This is a genomic window from Caballeronia sp. INML2, from assembly GCF_023631365.1.
GTDB lineage: Bacteria > Pseudomonadota > Gammaproteobacteria > Burkholderiales > Burkholderiaceae > Caballeronia > Caballeronia turbans.
Genome location: NZ_JALQDH010000013.1, coordinates 51,497 through 70,589 on the forward strand (window position 1 = coordinate 51,497; position 19,093 = coordinate 70,589).

At 60.0% G+C, this 19,093-nt stretch carries 16 protein-coding genes and 1 riboswitch; of the genes, 4 read left to right on the forward strand and 12 right to left on the reverse strand.

The window, feature by feature from the left end; translation table 11 throughout:
• Positions 1 to 162 precede the first annotated feature (162 nt).
• The 5 genes from NCT32_RS04530 to NCT32_RS37570 all read right to left on the reverse strand — a co-directional run bounded on the left by NCT32_RS04530 (position 163) and on the right by NCT32_RS37570 (position 4,848).
• Positions 163 to 1,587, reverse strand: a complete 1,425-nt coding sequence (locus tag NCT32_RS04530; protein ID WP_061119911.1) for a hypothetical protein — start codon at positions 1,585 to 1,587, stop codon at positions 163 to 165.
• Positions 1,584 to 1,841: a PAAR domain-containing protein gene (locus NCT32_RS04535; RefSeq protein ID WP_086961353.1), complete on the reverse strand. Its 258-nt coding sequence runs from the start codon at positions 1,839 to 1,841 to the stop codon at positions 1,584 to 1,586. The genes NCT32_RS04530 and NCT32_RS04535 overlap by 4 nt, the downstream gene beginning before the upstream one ends.
• A 68-nt stretch (positions 1,842 to 1,909) precedes the next feature.
• Positions 1,910 to 3,316: a hypothetical protein gene (locus NCT32_RS04540; protein WP_143756381.1), complete on the reverse strand. Its 1,407-nt coding sequence runs from the start codon at positions 3,314 to 3,316 to the stop codon at positions 1,910 to 1,912.
• On the reverse strand, positions 3,273 to 3,905 hold the full coding sequence (locus tag NCT32_RS04545; protein ID WP_143756380.1) for a hypothetical protein: 633 nt from the start codon (positions 3,903 to 3,905) through the stop codon (positions 3,273 to 3,275). Before NCT32_RS04545 ends, NCT32_RS04540 begins: the two co-directional genes overlap by 44 nt.
• 577 nt (positions 3,906 to 4,482) lie before the next feature.
• Positions 4,483 to 4,848: a type VI secretion system Vgr family protein gene (locus NCT32_RS37570; protein ID WP_086961358.1), complete on the reverse strand. Its 366-nt coding sequence runs from the start codon at positions 4,846 to 4,848 to the stop codon at positions 4,483 to 4,485.
• 16 nt (positions 4,849 to 4,864) lie between these two features.
• Between NCT32_RS37570 and NCT32_RS04555 the strand changes: the two genes are divergently transcribed.
• Positions 4,865 to 5,218, forward strand: a complete 354-nt coding sequence (locus tag NCT32_RS04555) for a hypothetical protein (protein WP_250489931.1) — start codon at positions 4,865 to 4,867, stop codon at positions 5,216 to 5,218.
• 621 nt (positions 5,219 to 5,839) lie between these two features.
• Here the strand turns inward: NCT32_RS04555 and NCT32_RS04560 are convergent.
• From NCT32_RS04560 to thiC, 6 genes are all read right to left on the reverse strand, one after another.
• A complete protein-coding gene (locus NCT32_RS04560; RefSeq protein ID WP_061119903.1) occupies positions 5,840 to 6,772 on the reverse strand; it encodes a DMT family transporter in 933 nt (310 codons plus the stop codon).
• A 115-nt stretch (positions 6,773 to 6,887) separates the two neighbouring features.
• On the reverse strand, positions 6,888 to 8,498 hold the full coding sequence (locus NCT32_RS04565) for an L-lactate permease (protein WP_061119902.1): 1,611 nt from the start codon (positions 8,496 to 8,498) through the stop codon (positions 6,888 to 6,890).
• A gap of 265 nt (positions 8,499 to 8,763) precedes the next feature.
• Positions 8,764 to 8,892 (reverse strand): hypothetical protein, encoded by a 129-nt coding sequence (locus NCT32_RS37230; protein ID WP_284502139.1) that lies wholly within the window; start codon positions 8,890 to 8,892, stop codon positions 8,764 to 8,766.
• A 293-nt stretch (positions 8,893 to 9,185) separates the two neighbouring features.
• A complete protein-coding gene (locus tag NCT32_RS04570; RefSeq protein ID WP_061119900.1) occupies positions 9,186 to 9,677 on the reverse strand; it encodes a hypothetical protein in 492 nt (163 codons plus the stop codon).
• A 211-nt stretch (positions 9,678 to 9,888) separates the two neighbouring features.
• The gene (locus NCT32_RS04575; protein WP_061119899.1) at positions 9,889 to 10,101 is read right to left on the reverse strand and encodes a glycine zipper 2TM domain-containing protein; all 213 of its coding nucleotides are present in this window, start codon (positions 10,099 to 10,101) and stop codon (positions 9,889 to 9,891) included.
• Between the two features lie 262 nt (positions 10,102 to 10,363).
• Entirely contained in the window at positions 10,364 to 12,295 is a 1,932-nt protein-coding gene (gene thiC / locus NCT32_RS04580) for a phosphomethylpyrimidine synthase ThiC (RefSeq protein WP_061119898.1), read from the reverse strand.
• Between the two features lie 142 nt (positions 12,296 to 12,437).
• A riboswitch (TPP riboswitch) is annotated at positions 12,438 to 12,582 on the reverse strand.
• Between the two features lie 245 nt (positions 12,583 to 12,827).
• On the opposite strand from thiC, the gene NCT32_RS04585 reads away from it, so the two are divergent.
• Both NCT32_RS04585 and NCT32_RS04590 read left to right on the forward strand, forming a co-directional pair.
• A complete protein-coding gene (locus tag NCT32_RS04585) occupies positions 12,828 to 13,769 on the forward strand; it encodes an EamA family transporter (protein WP_061119897.1) in 942 nt (313 codons plus the stop codon).
• 1,507 nt (positions 13,770 to 15,276) lie between these two features.
• Positions 15,277 to 16,971, forward strand: a complete 1,695-nt coding sequence (locus NCT32_RS04590) for a YadA-like family protein (protein ID WP_086961351.1) — start codon at positions 15,277 to 15,279, stop codon at positions 16,969 to 16,971.
• Between the two features lie 112 nt (positions 16,972 to 17,083).
• Here NCT32_RS04590 and NCT32_RS04595 read toward each other — a convergent pair whose 3' ends face one another.
• On the reverse strand, positions 17,084 to 17,416 hold the full coding sequence (locus NCT32_RS04595; protein ID WP_061119895.1) for a hypothetical protein: 333 nt from the start codon (positions 17,414 to 17,416) through the stop codon (positions 17,084 to 17,086).
• Between the two features lie 778 nt (positions 17,417 to 18,194).
• Here NCT32_RS04595 and NCT32_RS04600 point away from each other — a divergent pair.
• Positions 18,195 to 18,977 (forward strand): DUF4397 domain-containing protein, encoded by a 783-nt coding sequence (locus NCT32_RS04600; RefSeq protein WP_061119894.1) that lies wholly within the window; start codon positions 18,195 to 18,197, stop codon positions 18,975 to 18,977.
• Positions 18,978 to 19,093: the final 116 nt, after the last annotated feature.

Consider the following 19,093-nt stretch of genomic DNA (forward strand, 5'->3'; position numbering starts at 1 on the left):
TTTTCACTGGCGTATCGGTTGACTGCGCAAACATGTTGCCGCATTGCATTCGGGGTCGTGCTGATTGCAGCGGCTGTAATGCTGTCCGCTTGTACCATCGTTAATATCAACGTATGCGACAGAGGCGGGCATGGCCTTCCAACGCTCAACCGCCCGCCGCGCTTATCCCCGCGCACGCTCGTAGAACTCTCGCGACACGCCCCGAAGCCTGAATACCCTCCCTGCTGGAATCCCTACAAGAAAAAGCAGAAGGCCCACGCCTAAAACGCTACATGTCCAGACGGCGCCGGCATCCGATGCGATCATCGCGACTTCTATCAGGGGCAGTAGAGACCCGAACACCGCTGCATACGAAACCGGCCAAAATTCGGGTTCGGGCCTTTTGGCCTCTGCAATCTCGGCGTAGCCGTTCCCCACGAGATTCAAGCGTAAGCCTTCAGCGTCCGGCATCGCGACCAGTTGCGGCCCCTGTCCGAATTGAACCGTCTGTGCGGCCAGCGCTTGCAACAGCAGCGGACTAGCCGGTCCCGGCACGCCTAGCGCCTCATCGAGGTCAATCAAGGTCAGAGCCGGTTCGCTATCCTTCGCAATGGCCCGCACGATATGACCGTCCCGTTTCGCCAGGTTGCTGACCCATAGATTGCGCAGCCGTTTAAGGGGCGTCGGCTCGGCCGTCTGCAATGTCTTGAGGGCAGCGGCGATTTCGTCGGTCGTCGTGGGAATTGAGCGGAACAGCCGCGCCTTGACTTTAAGCTTCGTATCTTCAAGCATCTGCCACGAGCCGAACAGAAGCCCGAGCGCCGCCTCGGATACCGTGGGGGCGCCGTCCTCGTTGAACTGACACGCTAGCATCAGGCATAGGTCCGGCATGATCTTTCGCTCTCGATAGCCGTAGTCATAGCGCACCTTCTGGTTTTCCATCCATTCGTCAAGAATGCTCGGCACGTCCTTCATCGTGTAGCGAGACAGGGCGATGTGCTCATGCGCGATTTCCAGCCTTTGAAGCACGGTGCGCAAGACTGCCAAATGGGCATCCTGCGTTGACTGAAGGGCAATATGCACCGTTCGCTTTCCGGTGAAGCGCTGAAGCGTTCCGACAAAGGGCGTAACGAGTTGCGTCAGAACGTCCTCAAGCTTCGTATCAACGATGACATCCCCTTCGGCTTGCAAGCTCAGCACCTTGCCTTTGTTCGTCGGTGCGCTTCCCTCCAGCCCGAGGACGCGCTCGGCAAGCTCAACCTCGGGCGTAAGCGTCACGGTATCGAGAATGCACAGGTTCCACTGTGACCACGCGCGCCAATTGTTGAAGTTGTCTGTACAAAGAAAATTCCACAGGTCTGCGCGGTCGTTCCAGTCTTCGGATGGCAGATAGAGCAAGCCGCAGAGCGCGCCCCAGACCAGAAGCGGCAGGCCCAGCGCAAAGCCAAAAAACTTCGCCGATACGATCGAGGCGCCTTGTTTCCAGTTCAGAATCGTGATGATGAAGCCCGCTATGAGCAGCACGACAAAGGCAAACACCGCTATCCAGATGGACGGCGGTTCGATGTGCTTTTCCTCGGGAACGTTTGGAACGCGCCATGTCCTCATGCGATGTCCATTCCCTTGGTAGTAGCGTGGACAACGCTGCCGCATCGGGTCAGACATCCATCGGCGACCCACTTGCGACCGTCTTCCTCATAACCTTCGCCGCTTTCAATGATGGGGTTGTCTCCGTGTTGAGGGCACGTAACGATGTCATGCAGCAGCGCGACCATGCGCCCATCAATGTCGAAGCTGGAAGAGGCGGTTTTGACGACGCCGCCATGTGAGGTCGGATCGCCTTTGCATACTGGGTTTTTCATGTTCAATCTTTAGGAACAGATAGGACGCCGGGGCGCAATGCCCCGGCTTGGACAGGATCGGCGGCGCGTTACGCGCTCAACCATTCCCAGAAGAGTCTCGACCCATCGACGTTGGCAACATCAATGGAGCGACTCTGCTCGCCCATCCGGAAAAGTTGCTGATGCTGTGGGTAAGTGAGATCGCCCTTGCTGCCGTAGGAGTAGTCTTTCGCGCGCAGTATCCAGCGACCCTCGCGCGGGCACGTCTCGCCGGGTTTGCAGACGGTCGCGCGAGCTAGATCCGCCTCCCATTCCCAACGGTCCCAGCGTTGGAAATCAAGGTCGGGCGCAGCGGTGCCTTGCTCGAACTTCCTCACGAACTGATCGCGGGTTCCGGCAATCGACGCAGCGCGGTAGTAGCCGGATTCGGCCACCGTCGCGCCGGGCATTAGGAAAGACACTTCCTTAGCCTTACGCGCTTCGAAATCCTTCCACTCTTGCGGGGTTGAGGGGTAGTCGCGGTCGAAAGTTACGCGGGTGGGCTTGGTGCGGTCTGAGTGGAAATCGACTTTGCCCATGCTGGCAACGGGGCCGTCTTCTGCGCCGACGCTCATAAAAACTTGGGCTTCGAAGCTGTATATTCCAGCAATTAGCTTTTCATCGGGAAGGGTCAAGAATTTGTACGTTACAGAACTCCTCGGTGGAATGGTCACGGTGTCTCCGGGGAAGTCGGCCTTGTTGATCAAGGGCAACGCCGATAGATCGACATTCCACTTATGCTTGCCGTCCGCGCTTTGTCCGTGGATCCAGATTAAATCTTCTCCCCATACACCGCTCCAGTGGTCGGGGGGGAGAGTAATCATAGGGTAATCTCCGCTATTGATGAATTTGACCGATATCTGGAATCCATCTCTTTGCCGGACAATGCTCTCTACGGAAACATCAAGCTTGGCAATAGCGCGGCCGTCACGTGCATAAGAATCCCGAGTTCTTAAATAGAAGCTATCCATAAGAAAGCAAAGTTCTCTAGGTAGCTCGTCTATCCTTCCTTGATAAACGGTTTTCTTGCCATTTTGTACACAGCTGGCGGAATATACAGTCGGCGGATCAATCCGTTTCATGTCTGTTGCGGGCTTGGAATCAGCAATTTCACATAGCTGACGATGAATGTCTCTAGCCTGCTTAACGTCTTCCGATGTAAGCTGATTCTCTATAATTCCAGCGCCATTAAACTCTGTTTGAATTGTGTCTGATAGACCAACACGAACCCTCCCTGAAGTCCATACTCCGATTCCATTAGTGCCGTACTGATGACCGCCCATCCTACTCATGGAGAAACCTTCATCGGCGACGCTCGGCACTGTCGCGGCGGCAGAGAGAATCGGCACAGCAAAACCTCCTAAATAAATCACTAGTAATTTCGTGAGAGTCTTCTTTTCGACTGCGATGTTTCTAATTAATTTGCGAATTTTCGTCGCACACCAATTCTTCTTCATAACCAATATTCCAAGTCTTATTTGTCATTTTCGAAAAGTGCTGCCTGACGTATCGAAGATAGTAGGAGCGCGTTTTCGCGCTTTGTCGTCGGGCGCCCGACCCCATGAGATTAGGTGTAGACATCATTTTCCACGTTTGCTTGAGTTTCAATTCATCGGCTTTCTTAAAATCAAGCTCACCATTGTTTATATAGTCACTGTGAACAAAACCGCCGAACGCCCAGTATTCATCGGGATAATTAAACAGATGACCGCATTCGTGTGCAACAATGTTCATTTCAGAGAGCGATACATACCGATTCGGATCTTTAGGTATGGGGTCGAAATTTGACTCGCCCCATGATGCAGCGTCGGCGCGGTCTGTTTTCGGAAATAACCATATTTCTTTGTGATATTCTCCGACGTGGCAATTCTTAACGCTCAATAAGAACGTCACATTGAATCTAACCTTGACCCGGCAGCCACACGAAGCGGCCTTTGAACATCCGGCAAGAATCAATTGGCTCTTATGCCCATTCAGCGTTGCTTCTACCTGCCGTTTCAACGCAACAAGATCGACATTTGATCCTGCCGCATCGCGATATTCCATGACGAGTCCGGCAAACGGCGATCCGACACCATTCGCAACATTTCGCCAGTGCGCGCTGTTTTCGTATGGCACAGACTGCTTACGCCCGTCGCAATCGAGGATCGCTTGACCGGTGCTGTCGGCCTTAATTAGGTCAACCGGTATTATTTTTACACGGACGGAAGCTGTCAGTGTTTTTGTGTCCGGCTCATAAAGCAGTTCGAACGTAGTAGGGAATGATCCCCCGCCGATGCGTTGGCTGTTGTCTAGATTAAGCCAAGGAGTCTTCGTATTAGTCAGTGCCTTATATTCTCCCGTTTCGGTTGCGCCGTCGCATTCGGTTTCAACCTTCTCAGGTTCCAGTCACACCAAACCGGCTCGGCGAGTTTGATCGGTTCCGGCTCAGGATCGGTCTCCTTTGACGCTGGCGATTTCTTCATTTCATGCTTGGAATCATGATCCGCCTCGGGCGCATCGGGGGACGGCTGATCGTACGCGGCAGCATTGGCCGACGGCGCACTCGACGCGCTCGCGTCGGACGTTGACGGCGAAGGGGGCGCAGCAGGCACCGCGCCTGCACTCTGCGGCTGCTCCCAGTTCACTTGCTTCGATCCGGGCGGCGTCGTCTTCTCCGCGAAACTCTCGGAGTACAGCCACGCGTCGCAACCCGTTTTAAACGGCACGACCACGGGCGCGAACGCAGGCCCTGCCAAATGCATGATTTCCGGCGCAGACGCAGTTCGAAGCCGAATCCGCGAGCTTTGTCATCACGGCCGACCGCGTGACCGAGGTTCAGTTGCGACTTGCCCGGCTCCGTCGCGATCTTGATATGTTCCTGGTTCTCGCGGTCCTCGACCTGAATCGTGTTGTTGCGAACCGTGTGAATGACGACGTTGCGCGTGCGCCACTTGTGTTCCTGATGAACCGGGTCGGTATCCTGCGAGTTATGCAGCGCATGGAGTATGTACGGGAGGTCCGGATTGCCCGCGAAGAGTCGAGAGTTTGGAGAAGCCTGTGATTACGCCAAATTTGTGACGTGCCGGATCGGGCTTGAGTTGGCGAGTCGGGTCATGCGGCGGCTGCACGAGAAGCGAACCCCGCTTGCCCAGATACTCGCGCTGGGACAAGTCGTGCGATGTGTGCGTGAACTGAATCTTGAAGCGGCTCTCCTGCCCGATGGCTTCCTCGCCCTCAATGCTGAAGACATCCGCCGTGGCCGAACTCGGCGCGCTTCTTATCTCAAGAAAGTAGGGCTGATGCTGTCCTTGAAAAGCGCGCTCACGTCTTTCAAAGTATTCGTCTCTGCGATTCAACTAATCCTCCTTTTTGGCTAAAAGCGCGTAGCCAAAACAAAAAAGACCCGCCGCAGCGTGTCCAAAGCAGTGCTCAACTTCAGGAACCTGCCGATCATTTTGAATGGGTTTGTGCACCAGCTCGGTATTCCGGAATCCGAAGTGGCCGACGTCTCGGAGCGCGAGCCGTTAGCGATACGGAGGCTAACGCGCAGCCGAGAGAATTTGTGTATCAATTCGTGGTGAAAGATGCCTGACTTCGCGCAACCGAAAATAGGAACTGCCCAAATCGAATGGCCGGCGGAGCTAGCAATCGGGGGCCGCTGCGCGCCGCTCCACCTGTTCCAGGTCGAAGCCGAAGCACCCGCGCAGGGAAGCGAGCGTCTCGCCGGTCAAGTCCTTATTCATCAGCACGCACGCGGGGATATCGAACCGACGCGCCGGTCGAACTACAAGAACGGACCGCCGCTGTTTGCGGTACTCGACGCTATTCACGAGCGCATGGAGCGCTTTCGTTCCTTGGCGATCCGATTACCGGGATGGAAGTCGGCAGCGCGCCGCCGGTGCCTTTGACCATCAGAGCGCGAACGATGTCGACGGTATGCAGAAGCAAGAAAACGAAGAAATCGCCGCGGCGTCCAGCGTTCCTGGCAGAAGCCTGGCTCACGGCGCAAGCTTACGCCGCCCAATGAACGGCACACGCTTCACAACGCCGGTAGCAAGCGAAGTCCCCGCAAGCACGATCCCACACCCCGCGATCATCGCAATCGACACATGTTCGCCGAGAAACACCGCGCCCCACAGAATGCCGAAGAGCGGAATGACGAAGGTGACGGTCATCGCGCGGGCCGGACCCGCGACCGCGACCAGATGGAAATAGATGAAGTACGCGATGCCCGTGCAGCCGATGCCGAGCGCGAGCACCGCGCCCCACGCGTGGGCGGAAACCGGCGCGGCGGGCCACGTGAGGAACGCAATGGGCGCAAGCGTGAGCGTTGCGCCGATCATGCTGCCGGCGGCGTTGGTCATCGCGTCGACGTCCATCAGATACTTCTTCGCGAAGTTGCCCGCGACGCCGTAGAGCGCGGATGCCGCGAGCGCCGCGGCCGCCGCGAGGATGCCCTGCACCGGCAGCGCCGCGTCATGCCCCGCGTGCCCGGGCGCGATCTGGTTCCACACCAGCACGAGCACGCCCGCGAAGCCGATTGCCATGCCGATCGTGCGTGCCGTCGTCAGGCGATCGCGCAGCCACAGGAAGGCGACGAGCGCGCCGAAGAGCGGCGTCGTCGCGTTGATGACGGACGTCGCGCCCGCCGACAGCGTCAGTTCGGCGTAGGCGAAGAGACAGAAGGGCGCGGCGGAGTTGAGAATGCCGACGGCCAGCAACTGAAGCCAGCGCGCGCGCAGTGTCGCGACAGAGGCGGCGAACGGGCGGCGCGCCAGCAGCATCGCGATCAGAAACACGGCGCCGATTCCGACGCGCAGGGCCATCAGCGGCGCTACGCCGAATTCGACGACGCCGACGCGGATAAAGAGAAACGATGCGCCCCACAAGGCGGCGAGCACGATCAGTTGCAACAGATTGGCGGGTGACATAACAGGGCGGACTTCGGGATGCTCATCAAAAGTCCGCGCATGTTAGCACCGCGCTCATACCGATAAAACGCCCGCCGAACGAAAGCGCAAGAAGCGGGAGAAAGGCGCCGCGATTTCAATGCGGCGGAATCATCCACGTCAGCACGTTCTGCTGCAGCCACACGAGCACGCCGAGCACGATCGTGAGCAGGATCGAATGCTTGAATGTGCGCGCGAAGACGAGACCTTCCTTGCCTTTGAGTTCGGTCGTCGCCACGCCGGTCGAGATGTTTTGCGGCGAGATCATCTTGCCCATCACGCCGCCCGACGAGTTGGTCGCCGCCATCAGCACCGGGTTCAGATTCAGCTGGTTCGCCGCGACCACCTGCAGATTGCCGAAGAGCGCATTGCCCGACGTGTCGCTGCCCGAGAGGAACACCGCCACCCAGCCGAGGAACGCGGACACGAGCGGGAAGAACGGCCCGACAGACGCCACGCCCAGACCCAGCGTGTAGTTCATGCCCGAGTAGTTCATCAGATAAGCGAGGCCGACGATCGTCGCGACCGTCAGAATGGCGATGCGCGTCTGCACCCACGTATCCACGATCGCCGCGCCGTACTCGCGCGCGGGCAACTTCACGAGGAGCGCCGTGATGATCGACGCCACCAGAATCGCGGTGCCGGTCGCGAGCGGCTGGAAGTCCCAGATCGCGCCGTACGGCTGCTTATAGAGCGTGATATAGACGGCCTTGTCGAGTCCGGGCCACGCGACCTTGACGTCGCCGATCAGGAAAATCTTGAGCACCGTCCACACGATCACGACCGCCGACACGACGATCCACGGCACCCAGCCGTGGCCGCCCGAAAGCGCCGCGCGCTTGTCGTCTTTATCGCCGAGGCGCTCGACGTTTACGGCGAAGCGCTCGTCGGCGACGGGCTTCCACACGCGCAGGAACGCGATCGTCAGAATCAGCGAGACGAGCGAGGAGAGCACGTCGGTCAGCGCATAGCTGATGTAGTTCGACGTCACGAACTGCGTGAGCGCGAACGCGCCCCCGGAGACGAGCAGCACGGGCCAGACGCGCGTCATGTTGCGAAAGCCTGCGTAGATGCCGATCACGTAGAACGGCAGGAAGAACGCGAAGAACGGCAACTGGCGGCCGACCATTTTCGCGAGGGCGTCGGTCGGCAGGTGCGTGACCGCGCCGAGCACGGTGATCGGCACGCCGAGCGCGCCGAACGCGACCGGCGCCGTGTTGAAGATCAGCGTGAAGGTGAGCGCTTCCAGCGTCGGGAAGCCGAGCAGAATCAGCAGCGAGCTCGTGATGGCGATCGGCGTGCCGAAGCCCGAGATGCCTTCGAGCAGCGCGCCGAACGAGAAGCCGATCACCACCAGCACGATGCGCCGGTCGTTCGGGAGGTTGTCGACCATCCACAGACGAAACGCTTCGAAACGCCCCGAGCGTTGCGCGACGTTGTAGAGCAGGATCGCGGCGAAGACGATCCACATGACGGGCCACAGCGCAAAGACGGCGCCGGCCGCGACCGAATCGAGCGCGAGCCCGGCCGGGAAACGCCAGCCCGCCACGGCGATCACGAACGCGAGAATCAATCCGGCGAGCGATGCCTGCCACGCGGGGCGGCGCGCCCAGCCCAGCAGCACGAGCACGAGGATGATCGGCAGCGCGGCGACGATAAAGGACGCGAACAGCGAATTGGCGATCGGGGTGAGTAGCTGGTGAAACATCAGGGTCTCCTTCTCTTTGTCATGAGCCGAAGCGGCGCGAAGCAAAGCCGCGATGCGCGTGGAGTTTGATGTTCAGCAGGAGTCGGCCGCCGACTTAAGCAAACGCATAAACGCGCCCACTAAGAATAGGGCGCGAACGGCCTGCGTCAAGTCGTGAATGCCGGTTATTGCGGCGTGGGCGTAGGGCGCGGGCGTGACGAAGCGCGCCGCTTGGGGCGCGTCGTCGATGCGCGAGTGGCGCGGGAGCGTGCGTAAGTGGCGGGCGTCAGCCTTTGGCGACCGCATCGGGCGCGCGATCGTCAGGGCCGGCAGGAGGCGTCTGGCGGAACACCCACACGGTCAACAGGCCGAGCGAGGCAAGCATCCACAGCAAAAAAAACATAAAGGCCATCATGTCCGATCCCCCGATACGGAAAGTGCGCCGATGATGCGCGCGAAGTTTTGCTGCTAGGTGCTTGGATCGCCATTGCGGCGTGGCGAATAGGGGACCTATGTAGCCAGAACTGTGCCAATCGTCTGGCGAAATGTGCCGAAGCCTTGTCGGATAAGGAAAGTGTCCGGGCGCACAGTCGCGCAATCCGCGCGCGAAGGCGTGTGCGCGTCAGAAAATGTTGCAGCCCTGTTACGGGGCGACGGAAAAAACGATTTTCCGTCGCATGTCGCGCGCGCCGACGCGCGGCACCGCGCTCAGTGGCCGTGGCCGCCGCCACCATGCCAGCTGCCGCCGCCGCCGTGCCATCCGCCTCCGCCATGCCCGCCATGCCCGCCGTGGCCGTGCCAACCGCCGCCGTGCCCGCCGTGGCCCCAGCAGCAACCGCCGCCGCCCCAATAACCGAATCCAAACGAGACCGCCGGATAGCCGTAGCCATAGCGGTAATAAGCCGGGTAAGCGGCGTACGGCGGATAGTACGGATAAGGGTACGGATAGGTCTGGTAGTAGTCGGAATAGGGCGAGCCGACTGCGTACTCGTATTGCGGCGGAAGGGTGGCAGGCGACGAAGCGACGGCCGCACCCGACGCCGGCACCGTGAATTCGCGCTGCGTGTAGATCGCGCTGGTGACGGGATAGGATGGATAAGCCGGATAGCCGTAAGGGTAATAACACCCGCTCAGAAGAAGCCCGACGGCGAGCGCGGCGGCGGCCGTTACGAGTCCGGGAATGCTGCGGGCGGAAATCATGATGCTGCTCCTTGCACTACGGCTGGCCGGACTCCGGGATCGATAAAAATCGAACGGTCCGTCAAGAAACAGCTTAGGCCAACGATGAGGGGCAAGCGTCCGGCGTCATGTGACAAAGCATTACCGAAGCGTTTTTCTGTAACAAATTTGAAACGGCGGACTCTTTTATGGCGGCGAAGCGGAACACTTCGCCGCACAGGCAACGGTTTCGCTACTTGCCGACCTGATTCCCGATGATGCCCCCAACGGCGGCGCCGCCCAGCGTCGAAAGTGCGCTGCCGCCGATCACCGCTCCGCCGGCCGCGCCGACGCCAGCGCCGATGGCGGTATCCCGTTGACGCGTGGTCATGTCGCTACAAGCGGTCAATCCTCCCAGAAACGCAACGACCACTGCAGCGGCGCCGATCTGTTTGATGTTTTTCATGTCGACTCTCCAATTCGATGATGAGATGAATCGGCTCCGGTTCGCCCGCGACTACGCGCGACGCGGTGCAACCGTTTCGGCGTCGGCCCAAAGGGGGGCCGCCATGTTTTCGCCGGTTCGTGCACATCTCCAGCAGAAAAGGTGCCTGAATCGTCAGATCAATCTTTCCTCCAGGCGCGACAAGACATTGCGCCCGGTCCCCATAAAAAAACGGCCTTTCGCACGCGCTGTGCGAAAGGCCGTTGTCAGCCAAAAATGAGCATCAGGTCGGCTGATAGATTTCCGAGCCCTTTCTCACGAATTCGATCGCCTTCGTCTCCATGCCTTTGGCGAGCGCCTCGTTTTCGCTCAAGCCCTGCTTCGCGGCGAAATCGCGTACGTCCTGCGTGATCTTCATCGAGCAGAAATGCGGGCCGCACATCGAGCAGAAGTGCGCGACTTTGGCCGAATCCTTCGGCAGGGTTTCGTCGTGGAATTCGCGCGCCTTGTCCGGATCGAGGCCAAGGTTGAACTGGTCTTCCCAACGGAACTCGAAACGCGCCTTGGACAGCGCGTTATCGCGAACTTGCGCGCCCGGATGACCCTTCGCCAGATCCGCCGCGTGCGCCGCGAGCTTGTAGGTGATGATGCCTTCCTTGACGTCGTCCTTGTTCGGCAGGCCGAGGTGTTCCTTCGGCGTGACGTAGCAGAGCATCGCCGTGCCGAACCAGCCGATCATCGCCGCGCCGATGCCCGACGTGATGTGGTCGTATCCCGGCGCGATGTCCGTGGTCAGCGGCCCGAGCGTGTAGAAGGGCGCCTCGTCGCACCATTCCAGTTGCAGGTCCATGTTCTCCTTGATGAGCTGCATCGGCACATGGCCGGGGCCTTCGATCATCACCTGCACGTCGTGCTTCCAGGCGACCTGCGTCAGTTCGCCGAGGGTCTTGAGCTCGCCGAGCTGCGCTTCGTCGTTGGCGTCGTAGATCGAGCCGGGGCGCAGGCCGTCGCCGAGCGAGAACGAGACATCGTATTGCTTCATGATTTCGCAGATGTCTTCGAAGTGCTCGTAGATGAAACTTTCCTTGTGATGCGCGAGGCACCACTTCGCCATGATCGAGCCGCCGCGCGACACGATGCCCGTCATGCGGTTGGCCGTCAGCGGCACGTATTGCAGGCGCACGCCCGCATGAATCGTGAAGTAATCGACGCCTTGCTCCGCCTGCTCGATCAGCGTGTCGCGGAAGATTTCCCACGTCAGGTCCTCGGCCTTGCCGTTGACCTTTTCGAGCGCCTGATAGATCGGCACGGTGCCGATCGGCACCGGCGAATTGCGGATGATCCACTCGCGCGTTTCATGAATGTGCTTGCCCGTCGAGAGATCCATGACCGTGTCGCCGCCCCAGCGGATCGCCCACGTCATCTTGTCGACTTCCTCGCCGATGGAGGAGGTCACCGCCGAATTGCCGATGTTCGCGTTGATCTTCACGAGGAAGTTGCGTCCGATGATCATCGGCTCGCTTTCCGGGTGATTGATGTTCGCCGGGATGATCGCGCGGCCGCGCGCCACTTCCTCGCGCACGAATTCGGGTGTGATTGCCTGGAGCCCGTCCTTGCCGAACGCCGCCGCGCCGAACGCCTGGCCGGGGTGCTGGCGGCCCATCATGGCCGCGAGCTTTTCGCCGTTCGGGCCGCTCTTCTTCAGGCTTTCGAGATATTCGGCGCGCCGCTGGTTCTCGCGGATCGCGATGTACTCCATCTCCGGCGTGATGATGCCCTGCCGTGCGTAGTGCATCTGCGAGACGTTCTTTCCGGCCACCGCGCGACGCGGATGGCGATGCAGGTCGGGGAAGCGCAGTTCGGCCGTCTTCGGATCGGCGGCGCGCTCGCGGCCGAATTCGCTCGACAGTCCCGCGAGCTCCTCCGTGTCGCCGCGACGCTCGATCCACGCGCGGCGCAGCGCGGGCAAGCCCGAGCGGATGTCGATCTTCGCGTCCGGGTCGGTGTACGGGCCGGACGTGTCGTACACGTACACCGGCGGATTCTTCTCGCCGCCGAAGCCGTCGGGGGTGTCCGATTGCGTGATTTCGCGCATCGGCACGCGGATGTCGGGCGTCGAGCCGGTCACGTAGACCTTGCGCGAGTTCGGCAGCGGCGCGATGGCGGCGGCATCGACGACGGCATTCTCGGACAGGAATTTCGGGTTGGCATTCATGTGGCTGTCTCTCCTGTGTGGGACGGTTTTATCCGGACTCGACGCGGACGAACGCCGTCGAGCTCGGCTGATTCAGGAGCTAAACAGGGAGGAACGAGATGGAAAGGTACGGGTCCGGAAGAAGTGGTCTGGATGCTGCGAACCATGGAACCCGAACGCTTCCCTGCGCTGGCATTATCCAGATCAGGTTCAAAGGGTATTTCTCACCCACGCCACACGAAGCGATTTCGTCGAATGAGCCGATGATCGAAATCACGATGTGCAACGCAGGACCCCCGCGTTAGCAGCCGACACGTTACACCGCGGCGTGGCGTCTTGGCAACCATTCGTAAAGTTGTGCAATCGCGTTCCGTGCTTACTGCATAATGTCGAGCGCCGCGAATTCTCGGGGTTTTCCCGGGGATTGCGCGGTCTCTCCTCGCGCAATCCGCACTTCCTTCGTTCCGTCATGTCGTCCAGTCTGGTAGTTGCCGCAGCGTCTGTCCCGGTCTCTTTCGCAGTCATCCGGCGCGCAGCCGTCGCGGAGTAATGCATGTCCGCTCTGCCGCCGCCGCGCCTGCCGTTCAGTTTCCCCGACCGCTTTCCGTTTCGTGCGCCGCGCTCCTTCAAAGGGCAAGTCGCGCTCGCGCTGGCCGTCGTGTATCTCGTGTGGGGCTCGACGTATCTCGGGATTCATCTGTCGCTCGAATCGTTCCCGCCGCTCATGCTCGGCGGCCTGCGAAACCTGTGCGCCGGGGTCGGGCTCTTCGCGATCGCCGTGCATCGCAAGGCGGTGTGGCCGAGCGCGCGGGAAGTGCGCAATGCGGCGATCGTCGGCACTTTGCTGGAGGGCTTGTCGAGCGGGATGATGGCCTACGGCATGCGCACGGTGGGCACCGGCACGGCGGCGGTGATGGTAGCCACCGTGCCGCTCTTCGCGACGATCTTCACCGCGCTCAGCGGGCGCGGCGTCGCGAGAGGCGAATGGTTCGCGGTGGCGCTCGGTCTCATCGGCATCGTGCTGCTGAACCACGGCGATCCTTCTCCGAGTTCGACTGTCGGCACGCTGGCGATTCTGTGCGCCGCGATTTTCTGGGCGGGCGGCGCGCATCTGGCGACGCGTCTGCGGCAGCCGTCGGATCTGCTCATGTCGACGGCCTTGCAGATCGGCCTGGGCGGGCTGATCGCGACGGCGATCGCGCTGGCGTCGGGCGAGCGTCTGACGCACATGAGCGCCGGCGCGGGATTTTCGTTCGTGTATCTCGTGGTGATCGGATCGATGGCTGCATATGTCGCGTATAACTTTCTGATTCGCAATACGAGCACGATTGTCGCGACGAGTTGTCTTTATGTGAATCCGGTGGTCGCGGTCATGTTGGGCGCGTTGTTGCTCGGCGAAGTCGTCACGCAGTGGACCGTGATTGCGACGGTCGTTATTTTGCTTTCCGTGGGGCTTTCTTTTTGGTTCGATTATCGGCGGCGGGGGCTGGCTTGACAGACTTCTTGCCGAAGAGCGCGTAATCGTCGCGAGTCCGTAATCGCTGGGCTGGGTGTCCGTATCGCGGCGCGGATATTTGGGCGCTCCCGAACTTCTATCTTCGGACCATCAGGGTGAAACAATCTGTCTTCGTACTTGCCCGCGCGCCGAGCGCCGGACAGAATCAGCGGCCAGAGCGCGTCGCGGAGCCGTTTTTTCACCGACGTTAACGCTCGCGCGTCGTTTGAGAACCATCGCCGCTATTGCGCGCGGCAGGGGTACGCACACGAATACGTCGGTGCGAGCGCGATCGGCTGGTTGCAAATGCGCATGATCCTGAAATACCAGGTGTTGTTGCGGACCCTGCGTGCCTGCGCCGAGGGCGATCTTGCTGACGCAAGACTCCCTGCTTTTGACCGATATCCGATGCGAAACGCTGATGGAGGATCGCAGCTCAGCAGGTGGTCGCCAAATTCGCGGACAAGTCGTCCGTCTACTCGAACGGCGGCGATCAAGATCTTTTCATTCACGTAATGCGGCGCAATGGCATGGCCGCCGAAGACGAGTTACTCGATTGCACGACGCTCAACACGCCTAATCAGCTTCAGACGCCCACGAGCTTCATGGTGCACTACATGGGTATGTGGCCCGTCCTTCGCGCACTGGTGACGCATCATGGCGAACAGATGAGTCTAGAGCTTGACGCGAGCCGTCGAAGGCATATCCGGAAGGCGCGCTCAAGCGTTCGTGCGTCGGACTGCCGTTTAAGCGCAGAATGCGCTTCGCCCTCGTTGGGCACCCGGCCTAATACATCGGTTCCTCCTCTGCCTTATACACCTGTCGAACGGCTCGCCATTGAGTGACGAAATCGCGAAACTGTTTCATGGGACGTTCCCGGCGAACGCTTGGTCGTAAAAAACCCCTAAAAGATCTTGGCGATTAGGCGGTCCGTGAACAGGCTGATGGCACGTTGCCCCCGTTAATGCAAGCCGCCATTTATAACGAAATGCGCTAATGCCTAAAAGGCAGGCAGATTGGTAAAAAAGGAAGAGATGAGGCCCTCCTTTCAATCGTCTCTCTATAATGCTGGATCGGCAATCAAATAGTAATGCTAACTAATGTTAATCACATAAGACATCTGAATCAGCTGATGAAGAGCCATAAAAAAGCGCACAGTCGCACAGGGATCGAAACCGACAACTGTCTTTTGCAATGAAGTGATTTAACTCACTCAGGTTTGCGTTATTCAATTTATGCTGCGATAAGAGATGAGTTCGGACAGCACCGTCGCACCAAGACGATCGCCTTCAATAGCGAGCTAGGCGCAATCGGCAGGATGAGGCCCTGACGTCGCAGCATCACTGTAACACAGCACGGTTTCAGTTCATGGCCCGAAGATCTTAAACACTCAAGGCTGGAAAGTGATTTTCGCGTGAGCGAAAAGAATGCTGCATTTGGCGACCACTTCGCCGGGAGCCGAACGCAGCGCAGTGTAAATCAAATTAACTATTAAAAGGATTTAATCATGGGGTTCTGTTCTTTCCGATTCAAGCCGGTAACGGTGGCGATCCTCGGCAGCATCGCGGTGCTCGCGACGGCAAACGTCTCGGCTGGCACGATCATAGGTTTTAATAATTGGGTGGAATCGTCCGTCACGCGCGATGGTCTCAACGTTATTGGCGATAACAGTTACATAGGTTCAAGCGGAGTAATGATTGGCGACGTAGGGCTCATTAATATTCCGGACAGCGTGGTGATCGGTAATCACGCAAACGCGTTCTTTGTCGAGGGTTCGAAGGGCCCGGCCGTCGTTATTGGAAATAATGCTCAATCGCGCCCATCGGGCGTCGCTGTAGGTGCTGATACATCTGCTGAATTTTACAGTGCTGTGTTTGGTACGGGAGCGCATGCGAACCCTTACGGCGTTGCCTTGGGCACTGATTCAAGCGCTGATTCTTCAGGCGTTGCGGTGGGAGCCAAAAGCTCCGCTGGCGGCGACGCTGTGGCCATCGGATCGAACTCCTCTGCGTTCGACGGGACGGTTGCTATCGGCACAGGCGCCCGTACCGACCAGGGAGGCGTGGCACTCGGCGCTGGAGGTTTCGCAGCATGGAACGGCGTTGCGCTCGGAACGAATGCGATGTCGGGGGGCGATAGCGTTGCTATAGGCACGGAGGCACGAGCAGACTTTTGGGGGACGGCCGTCGGCCGGTCGGCCTCAGCAGTCTCAGGAGGGTCGGCTTTTGGCGACTATGCAATCGCCACGAACGGTGGCGCTACCGCTATCGGCAGTGATGCTCACGCGGAAGGTAGCTCTAGCACAGCTATCGGAGTAGGCGCCAGTGCATCGGGCCGCAGCTCTGTCGCTATAGGCGCCTCCAGTGAAGACGGTGGTGAGCAGAACGTTGTCAGCGTCGGCGGTGGCATGCTCAATATCCACCGTCGTATAACAAACGTCGCAGATGGCATTCACGGCAACGACGCCGTGAACATGAACCAGCTAAACGCCGTGAGCCAGCTCGTCGCGCAAAACACCGCCGACATCCTCGCGCTCCAGAGCGACGGCAATGGCCGTGTCGAAGGCACGATGCTCCGCTCGACCATGCGGGCCGCAGCTCCGATGGTCCTCGGCGCTGCCGCGCCTGCAGTCTCCGACTCGCTCTTTGCGGCGAGCGGCGAAGCCGGCGAAACCGCCACGGCAGCGGGCGTCCACGCCACTGCCATGGGTGCGAACGCCAGCGCCAACGCCGACAACTCGGTGGCCCTCGGCGCGAACTCCGTCGCGGATCGAGCGAACACGGTCTCCGTCGGCGCGGCAGGCAGCGAACGTCAGATCACGAACGTCGCGGCCGGCACGCAAGGCACGGATGCGGTCAACGTCAATCAGTTGAACGACAAGATCTCGCAGGCCAACGCCTACACCGATCAAGCCGTCGCAGGCGCTAACGCCTACACCGAACAGGCAATCGAAGGCGCGAAGCACGACATGGAACGCTACGCTGATCGCGCAGCGGCATCGACCCTGGCCATCCCGAGCATTCCGGTGCTCAACCCGGGCGAGAAGTGGGCCGGTGTGGCAGTCGGCAACTACGGTAGCGCGACCGCCGTCGGCGTCGCCGCGGCCTATCAGGTGACGATGAACTTGAACCTCGGCGTCGGTGTTTCGTCGGCGAATGGCGGTTCGACTGCCGTCAAGGCTCAGGCAGGCTACCGCTGGTAAGCGCACGTCGATAGAACTGGCGGCATTCCGCCAGTTCCATTTGACGACTCTCGGACCCGGGCACACCGATATAGGTATGCCCGGGTTCACCGCTTGTAACGCCATTCAGGAACTACAACCGCCAGGCGTCCTGTTGCAGTTCTGCGAGGGCGCGTGTCAACACTTCATCCCAATCGCCGCGTTCTTTCTGGTTGAAAATCCGCATGCCCGGATACCACGGCGTGTCTCCATGATCACGCATCCAGCGCCAGCAGCTTCGATGCCGATCGAGCAACCATACGCGCTTGCCCATTGCGCCAGCGAGATGGGCTATGGATGTGCCGACACAGACCACGAAATCCAGCGATGCGACGAGCGCGGCCGTATCGGCGAAATCCTCTATCTCATTGATCCAGTCGACGATATGAGCACGTTGCCGGCGTAGCAGTTTCTTCGCGTCGCTCACTGGTTTCTGCAAGCTGATCCAAACTGCATGCGGCCACGAGATGAACGCGTCGAATCTCGACCGGCATGTTTCGTCCCGCGTCCACTTCCGGTATCAGCGTGCGGCCGGCGCATGCAAGGCCGATACGCGGCAGCGACGAGTTGTGCAGGCCGGCGAGACGTTTCGACCATCGTTGCGCTGCGCGCGGTTCCGCGTGCAGATACGGGATCGCGGTCGGGCTTGTGTCGACATCCGGTCCGAATGCCATAGGCAGTGACAGGAGCGGAGCTGTACTTGTCCTTGTCGCAAGTCGACGCGCGTCGCGTCGTTATTTGGGAACTGGAGCACGACACGGAAGAAAGAGCGAACGTGGGTTTGCGCCGTCGTCTTTCCCAAACTCCCATCACGAGGCACCGCCGATCTGACTTGACGGCACTCGTACCCGAAAATTTCGGTGAGTGAACCCCGCTTCGCCGCTTGTAAGATTCGGCCAATAATGGCGCGTCTGCGCATCTCGTCCACCTTCCGCATCTTCTCTCCCGAAGCAATCCTCTAACGAAAGCAAAGCCTTCTCTCGCAAGGCTTTGCGGCCTCTCCGAGCGATTACGCACCGATCAAGGGCACGTCGATTGCTCAATGCCTTCACCCGTCATGGCGGTGTCATCGAAGCTGACAACGCCACCGACGGCCGAGGAAAGTCAACCCGGGAGAGTCGCGACGTCGAACGCGAATGCGCAGTACGCGCCACGCAATCGCGCCGCGGACTCAGAGAACGATCAAAACAAAGGAAGGTGGAACCATGAAGCTCATCCGCACCGCTGCCGCGCTCGCCGCCGTCGCCGCTTTGCTCTCCGCTTGCGGAGGAAGCTCCGACGATGTGGGCAAGGAAATCGGCGTCACCCAGCCGCAGGTCCATTTCATTCACGCGATTCCGAGCGGCCCGAACGTCGACTTCTACGACAACGCCAAGATCCTGCAGCCGAATCTCGCCTACAAGGCGGTGACGAATTTCGCGAACATCGACACGGGCCAGCACAGCTTCTCCTACGCGGCCGTGAACACGACGACGCAACTCGCCACCGATACGAGCATCTCGAATGCCGCGAAAGGGCATGAGTACACGGTGATCGCGCTGCCGGACGCGGGCTTCGTGCCGTCGATCGCGGTGATCGACGATCCGTTCGACAAGGGCCTGCTTTCGGGCAGCGCACGCGTGCGCGCCTTCAACGCGTCGACGAACGCGCCGAATCTCGATGTCTATCTCGTCGCGCCGGGGACGAACATCGCGAGCGTCAGCCCGACGATGGCGGGCGTCGCCTACAAGAACGCCGTGCCCGCGACGACGCAGGATTCCATCTATGTCTCGGGCGGCACGTATCAGTTGATCGCGACGCTGCCGGGCTCGAAGACGCCGGTATACAAGTCGGCCTCGTTCGATCTCGTCAACAACGCGGACTGGCTCGTGACCACGCTGCCTTCCGGAAATGCGGCCTCGCAATTGGTGCCGGAAAAGATCCGCGTGCTGGTCGCGCAGGGCGGCAACACGCAACAGCCGGCGCTGGAATTGCCCGACACGCAATGACGTTTCGCGCCTGAAGCGACGAAGCCCGGCCGCGCGCATCGGCCGGGTTTTTTTTTCGCCCGTCACGCGCGCGAGGGCGACGCAAAAAAAATCCCGCCACGCGAACGTGGCGGGAA

Coding starts and splice junctions, on each gene's coding strand:
- NCT32_RS04530 (WP_061119911.1), bottom strand. CDS start 1,587: ATGAGGACATGGCGCGTTCCAAACGTTCCCGAGGAAAAGCACATCGAA.
- NCT32_RS04535 (WP_086961353.1), bottom strand. CDS start 1,841: ATGAAAAACCCAGTATGCAAAGGCGATCCGACCTCACATGGCGGCGTC.
- NCT32_RS04540 (WP_143756381.1), bottom strand. CDS start 3,316: ATGAAGAAGAATTGGTGTGCGACGAAAATTCGCAAATTAATTAGAAAC.
- NCT32_RS04545 (WP_143756380.1), bottom strand. CDS start 3,905: ATGGAATATCGCGATGCGGCAGGATCAAATGTCGATCTTGTTGCGTTG.
- NCT32_RS04560 (WP_061119903.1), bottom strand. CDS start 6,772: ATGTCACCCGCCAATCTGTTGCAACTGATCGTGCTCGCCGCCTTGTGG.
- NCT32_RS04565 (WP_061119902.1), bottom strand. CDS start 8,498: ATGTTTCACCAGCTACTCACCCCGATCGCCAATTCGCTGTTCGCGTCC.
- NCT32_RS37230 (WP_284502139.1), bottom strand. CDS start 8,892: ATGATGGCCTTTATGTTTTTTTTGCTGTGGATGCTTGCCTCGCTCGGC.
- NCT32_RS04570 (WP_061119900.1), bottom strand. CDS start 9,677: ATGATTTCCGCCCGCAGCATTCCCGGACTCGTAACGGCCGCCGCCGCG.
- NCT32_RS04575 (WP_061119899.1), bottom strand. CDS start 10,101: ATGAAAAACATCAAACAGATCGGCGCCGCTGCAGTGGTCGTTGCGTTT.
- thiC (WP_061119898.1), bottom strand. CDS start 12,295: ATGAATGCCAACCCGAAATTCCTGTCCGAGAATGCCGTCGTCGATGCC.
- NCT32_RS04585 (WP_061119897.1), top strand. CDS start 12,828: ATGTCCGCTCTGCCGCCGCCGCGCCTGCCGTTCAGTTTCCCCGACCGC.
- NCT32_RS04590 (WP_086961351.1), top strand. CDS start 15,277: ATGGGGTTCTGTTCTTTCCGATTCAAGCCGGTAACGGTGGCGATCCTC.
- NCT32_RS04600 (WP_061119894.1), top strand. CDS start 18,195: ATGAAGCTCATCCGCACCGCTGCCGCGCTCGCCGCCGTCGCCGCTTTG.